This window comes from Streptomyces luteolus (assembly GCF_029968015.1).
Taxonomy (GTDB): domain Bacteria; phylum Actinomycetota; class Actinomycetes; order Streptomycetales; family Streptomycetaceae; genus Streptomyces; species Streptomyces luteolus.
Genome location: NZ_JASCIS010000093.1, coordinates 1 through 6,160, shown reverse-complemented (window position 1 = coordinate 6,160; position 6,160 = coordinate 1). Strand labels below are relative to the sequence as shown.

General features: G+C 67.9%; 4 protein-coding genes. 1 reads left to right on the top strand and 3 read right to left on the bottom strand.

The window, feature by feature from the left end:
* From QIT00_RS38465 to QIT00_RS38455, 3 genes are all read right to left on the bottom strand, one after another.
* On the bottom strand, window positions 1-1,494 hold a 1,494-nt coding region (locus QIT00_RS38465; protein WP_282540154.1), incomplete at its 3' end, for an integrase.
* Window positions 1,491-3,239 carry a hypothetical protein gene (locus tag QIT00_RS38460; RefSeq protein ID WP_282540153.1) on the bottom strand — a complete coding sequence of 583 codons (1,749 nt, stop codon included), beginning with the start codon at window positions 3,237-3,239 and terminating at the stop codon, window positions 1,491-1,493. The genes QIT00_RS38460 and QIT00_RS38465, both read right to left, overlap by 4 nt.
* Window positions 3,236-4,696 carry a site-specific integrase gene (locus QIT00_RS38455; RefSeq protein ID WP_282540152.1) on the bottom strand — a complete coding sequence of 487 codons (1,461 nt, stop codon included), beginning with the start codon at window positions 4,694-4,696 and terminating at the stop codon, window positions 3,236-3,238. Before QIT00_RS38455 ends, QIT00_RS38460 begins: the two co-directional genes overlap by 4 nt.
* Before the next feature lie 494 nt (window positions 4,697-5,190).
* Between QIT00_RS38455 and QIT00_RS38450 the strand changes: the two genes are divergently transcribed.
* Window positions 5,191-6,160: transposase (locus QIT00_RS38450; protein ID WP_282540151.1), on the top strand; the 970-nt coding region annotated here is incomplete at its 3' end.

Below are 6,160 nucleotides of genomic sequence, written 5' to 3'. Positions count from 1 at the left end.
CCTTCTGAATCGCTCCGTTCCGATCGCTCCGTTGGGGTCTGCGGGGACGGACTCGTGCGGTCGGTTGAGGGATTGGGCGAGATCAGAGGCCCAGGCGGCGAAGTCCTCGACCCGGCCTCGCCAGGAGCTGTAGGTGACGGATCCGACGAAGCGGCGTTTGGTGAGGAAGTCGTGGGCGGCGCCGTCGAAGAGCAACGCGCCGTCGGGGACGATGCGTTCCAGGACGCGGATGGCGCTGACCACCGGGGCGATGGCGACCCAGGGAACATCGCGGAGCTCGCCTTCGGAGCGGTGGTTGCCGTTCTCGTCGGTGGCCGTCTTGTAGACGTGTCCGTGGATGAGGTGGCGCCCAGATTCGGGGTCCGGGCAGCACCCGGTCCTGAGCCCGAGGACCTCCCCGGGACGCATGCCGGTCAAGTACGACAGGGTGATGAAAGCGGCCGTGCCCAGGTGCCGCATCATGGCCGTGGCCTCGGTGAAGTCAAGCGACTGCTTCCACGGCTTCCCCTCGACCAGGCCTGTGATGGGGATGTCCAGCGGGCAGTCGCCGGGGTTGCTCAGCATGTACTGCTCTAGCGCCATCCCGCTCCCTCGGCTGCCGACGACGTTGCCGGTCTGGCCGTGAGTGGCGCCGTGGATGCCGGCGATGTAGGTGAGGGCGAATCGTCGGCCGCTCGGGTGGTCGTGAGTGGGGATGGGTTGGCCGCGCTCGACCAAGTCGTTGAAGTAGCTCTTGAGCAAGGTCCGTGATTCGGGTGTCGACTTCGCCTCAGCGGCTCGTGTGGTCAGCCGCTGCTTCTCCGCCCAGGCCGCGAGGATGTCGTTGGCGAAGTCCTCGACCACCCGCAGGGCCCAGATGAGCAGGGGTCCCATGGTGTCGGGGGAAACCGGCTCGGTGGCGTTCTCCCCGCCGGACGATGTCGCCGCGGGGAGGTAGTCGTCGCGGCCTTCCCGGTTCCAGGGAGGTTCGGCGATTTCGCGCGGGAGAACGCTGCCTTCGTCGAATGCCCAGAGCCGGGTCAGCGCGGTCAGGTGAGAGCCCACGGTTGAGCGGCTGGTGCCCCGCTTGCGGCTCAGGTGCAGTCCGTAGTCGTGGAAGATCTCCTCGGTGCAGGCGTCCAGGCTGGTGATGCCGCGTTTGTCGAGCCACTCAGCGAAGGTCCGCCAGCTCAGGACAGCTTGATAGATCGAGGGCGCGCTCTGCCGGGTCCGCCAGGAGGGGACCTTGCCGACCAGGAATGTGTCGGGCAACGCGCGGTTGACCATGTGCCAGGCAATGAGCCGGAACTCTTCCCGGGTGGTGTCCGGGAACTTCGTCCAGTGGATCGTTTCGCGGGGTGCGCTCGGGTTGTCGATCAGCGCCGCCATCGGCCAAGTGGGGGCGCCGTAGCGGTTGACGGTGCCCTGGTAGCTGGCCACGACCAGCCCAGGCTCGATCGAGGGGCTGTCCGGGCCGGGGACGACCAGGGGCAGTTCGGCGTACGAAGTCGTCACAGGTCGTAATGTCCGTTCAGGAGATGGTCGACGACCTCGCGGTCCTCGGCAGTGGCCTCGGCGAGCCTCGCCTGCCAAAGGGCCGTGCCCAGACGGCCCTTGAGATCTTCCAGCCGGGCATGGGCATCAGACCAGTCCGCTTCCCAAAGCCCGGGGTCCATCGCCGTGCGAAGGCTCTCCAGCGCGCGGTGCAGGTAGGCGAGCCTGGCGTGGTGGCCGGGGTGGACCCGGGCGTTCGGGCATGCGGTGCAGAGCAGGAAGGACGCCCCGCAGCCCGCCCCGGGCGGGGTGAAGTGGCTGTTCTCGTAGTCGGTGCAGCCCGTCGTCGCGGTCTGCTGTTCGCCGGCCTCGGGGATGTCGGTGAGCTGGGCTCGGAACATCGTCCGGCGGGCCGCTTCCAGCGCCGCGGTCGCGCCGTCCGCGATCACGGGGACGGCGGCCTCCTGGGCCTGCGGTTCGTTCATGACGTAGACACGGTCGTGGGTGTCCTGGCTGTTCTGCCCCGGCTCGCGCCGGTGCAGGACGTTGACGGTCTTGCGCGTGCGCCTCAGCGGTGACCCGGCAAGCCCCACCTCGATAGCCCAGTGGGTGCCGGCGGACTTCGCCAGTCCGAAGGCGAACGGCCCCACCCGTGGCGTTTCCGGGTCGACGCGTCCGTTGCTGGCGTTTCTCTCGTGCCAGACCAGCAGGCGGTCCGGGCCGGATCCGACGGCGTTGGCGAATGCGCGGGCGTGAGCGGTGGCCTCCAGGGCCTCGGTGATCAGGCGGCCCGGGGAGTCCGCGCCGAAGTCGGTGAGGTTGCGTGTCTCGAAGTGCCGACCGCCGCCGCGGCGGCGTTTCTCCAACTCCAGCCGATAGATGGGGAATCCACTGCTTTCCCCGGAGTCCGGGGTCGCCCGGGGCACCGGCAGTTCGGCGACCGTGGTGGCGTTCAGCCCCTGCTCGGTCACCAGTAGCACCGCCAGCGAGGTGACTTCCATCCGGCTCAAGTAGAGCCGCTGCCAGGTCATTTCCGGCTTCGCGCCGCCCAGCGCCACCCGATAGCGGTTGACCACCACCATCTTTCCGCTGGCCTGGGCGTAACGGGGAACGTGCCCGGTCCGGGCGAGGCTGTCCAGAGCCTCACCGACCAGCCAGTCACGACGGCCCGACTCGAAGGCCCCGGCCCGCCAGGCGTCCAGATGCGCGGTGTTCTCCCGGATCCGCAGCAGCGCGGCCCGGAACATCCGTCGAGCCGTGACACGGATCTCGGTGAACTCCTGCGGCTGGTAAGCCTTCTCCTGCGCCTGCCACTTCGTCATCCGTTTGGCCATCGCGTCCCGGACCGGCTGCGGGAGCCGCTCGTCGCGCAGCAGGAAGTTCGCCAGCGCCTTGACCTGCCGGTATCCGGTGTTGGTCATCGGCCTGCTGAGCCGCCAGGCCGACCACAAGGCCACGGTGATCTCGTCGATGTCTCCCGGCGGGTTCTCCTGCTCGGATACGAACTTCGCGAAGGCCCTCACCAGGACCCAGGTATTGAAGCCAGTGTCGGCGGAATCCCAGCCGCCGCCGGGAGCGCATCGCGCGGCGAAGGTGGCCGCCAGGGACCGCTGCAGTGCGGGAGCCACCGGCAGGACCCCGAAGTCGTAGTTGCGGACGACGCCCCGTTTGTCGCGGTGGCAGACCCGCAGCCCGCCCTCCGCCAGGACGACGGGCCGGTGGTGGGGCCCGTCCGGCAAGGACGCCTTGCGCCCGCGTCGGCTCACGCCTGCACCACCAGCTTTTCGTCCAGGTCCTGGATGCCTTCGCTCTCCTGGGCAAGGCGGGACAACAACTCGGTCACCCGGTGCTGCGTGACCGCGACGCTCGCCTCGTCATCCAGCGGGTCCGGGTCAGCCAGCAGGGACCGAAGTTGCAGGTCAGAAACGGGCGCGAGGTAGATCGACCGCGTTGTCTCAAGCTCCGAATGGCCCAACAGGTCCTGGACCATCCTCCACGGGTCCCCGTAGAGAAGACGGAAATCTCGGCGTTCCTCCGGGGTCAGTCCCATCCGCAGGTCAACGACGTGGTGCAGCACGACAAGCATGTAGAGGGCCATGGAATGCCGGCACATATGGGGGGTGCAGAACGGAGGCTCCGCCACCACTCCGGCCAGGACTTCCTGGCACCGCTGTGACGCGGCCCGGAAGACGTTCTCCCAGGACGCCGGCTGAAACGGCAGCCCCGATTCGTTCAACCACAGCCACAACGGCTCCGGCCCGGCCTGGCCTTCGGTGAACAGCGTCATCCGGTCCTCGACCGTGGCATCGTTCAGCGCGGTCTCGCCGATGACGCCGTCCTGGTCGACCCAGTGCAGAACCCGCTTGCGTAGCCCGGTAATTCGGGTCACCAGCTTCCGCTCGGGCAGGCTGTCGTATCTGCCCTTGGCCTGCGCGCGCCGCACCACTGCCGCCCGCGTCGACTCCTGATAGCCCTCGACCAGGCCCACCACCGGCGCCGCAGCGTAGTACGTCCTGGCCTTCTTCGACTTCGTGACCTCCCTCGCCAGCCGACCCGAGTAGTAGCGACGGGCCCGCAAGGCCGAGCGCGGCACCTCGATCGTCAGCAGCGAGGCGCCCTCTGTCAGCCGCACTCCGGAGGAGAACAGCAGCTCGGCGAAGGCCACGTTGCGGTCTTCCATCCTCCCCGCCCAGCCCGGCGCGGGCAGCCCCTGGGCGGTGTAGCCCCGCAGGCCCACCTCCACCCAGAGACGGAACGCCCGCGGGGTCAGCCAGTGCACGTTGCTGGACTTGGCGTTCTTCGAGCGGGCCTCCGGCACCTCGACCAGCTGCCCATGACGGTCGACAACCGTGCGCATCACGATCGGGTTGACCGTCATCAGCTCCTTGCGGACCGCCCACGCGTACAGCCGCGTGAACGCCGCGAGCCCGCGGTCCCACCGCGACCCGCCGACCCTCCGGGGATTGCGCGCTGACCGAGTCCGCCAGTCCTCGAAATCCCACAGATCATCCGCGGTCGCTTCGTTCCAGGTCTTCCCGCGTGCCCATAGGAAATCGAAGAGGAGGCAGTAGTCATCCGTGTAGTTCCGCTTGGTCTCCGGCGCCAGCCGTACGAACGAGGAACGGCACAGATACAGGCTCAGCCATTCGTCGATCCCGTAATCCGGAGACCGCAGAATGGGATCTCCAGCGTGGATCCCGACGCGCTCCTCCCGCTCAACCAAGTCTCTGTACCCCACCAGTACGGGCACCCGCTCCGGTACAGACACCGGCCGTCTCGGGACCCAGTACACCTGCCAACTTGCCACTGCCCAGCCCTTGTTCGATCCGCTTCAACACACAGATCAAACAGGGAAATCGGTCGGGTCCCACTGCGGCCAGCCCCACGGTGAGCGTGAAGCGAGGTCGAGCGCATCGCGAGTCAGTACCTGACGCTGTCGGGGATCTTGGAAATCGGAGTTGCCCGTTGAGATCGCCATGATGTTGGTGCGATCCGTTTGCCCAGATCACAGCCTCACCTCGTGGGGCGCCGAGGTCCAACGGCCGTAGAGGTGTGGCCTGTAACCGTTAGGCGAACGCTTCGTTCGTGTCTGCTGTTGCCCGTGTGGCTGAGGTGCCGATGGCATTCACCCGTTCGTGGTGGCCGCGCCGCAAAGCACAGGCTTCGTGATCTGCGCGGGTGGGACGGTTGGGGCCCTGCGACCCGGGAGGACCCTGGATGTGCGTTCGGCCTCGTACCGGCTTCGTGATCCCCGAGCTGACTGTGCGGGTCGCCCGCGCGAGCAACCCCAGGGGTACCACCGCCATGGCCATCCGTGACCACCTCGACGGCCTGTGGAGCGACGAGGACTTCGAGGAGTGGTATTCGAGGGACGGCAAGCCAGCCCTCTCGCCTGCCCAGTTGGCGACCGTGTCAGTGCTGCAGTTCCTGCTGGAACTGTCCGACCGGCAGGCCGCTGAGTCCGTACGAAACCGCATCGACTTCAAGTACGCCCTGGGCATGGAGCTGGAGGACCCTGGCTTTCACCACAGCGTCCTGTCCGACTTCCGCGAACGCCTGGCCTCGGAGGGCCGGGCCGACAAGCTCCTGGACCTCGCGCTCGAGAAGATCCGGGCCGTCGGCCTGGTCCGCGAACGTGGTCGGCAACGCACCGACTCCACCCACGTCTTGGCCGCAGTCCGGAACCTGACCCGCCTGGAGCTGGTCACCGAGGCGATGCGCGCCGCCTTGGAAGAACTCGCCCGCCGCGCTCCGCACGAGTTGATCGGCCTGGTGACCGAGGACTGGGGCAAGCGATACGGCCGCGCCGCCAGGCTGGGCAAGAACCCCTCCAAGCCCAAGACTCGGATCAAGGAGACCGGCGAGGACGTCTACCTGCTCCTGCGCTACGTCCACCGCTACATGCCCGCGCTCCGCGACGGCGAGCAAGTCCGGGCCCTGCGCCAGATCTTCGTGCAGAACTACTGCATCAACGCACAGAACCGCCCGAAGTGGCGGGAGCCCGAGGGTGCCGGCTTGCCGCCCTCGGCCGTCGCCATCGTCTCGCCCTACGACGTCACCGCCCGTTTCGCGCGCCGCGGCGACACACGCTGGAAGGGATTCCTGGCGCACGTCACCGAGACCTGCGACCAGGACACTCCAAGCATCATCACGGACGTGACGACGACAAAGGCCGCCGTCCACGACA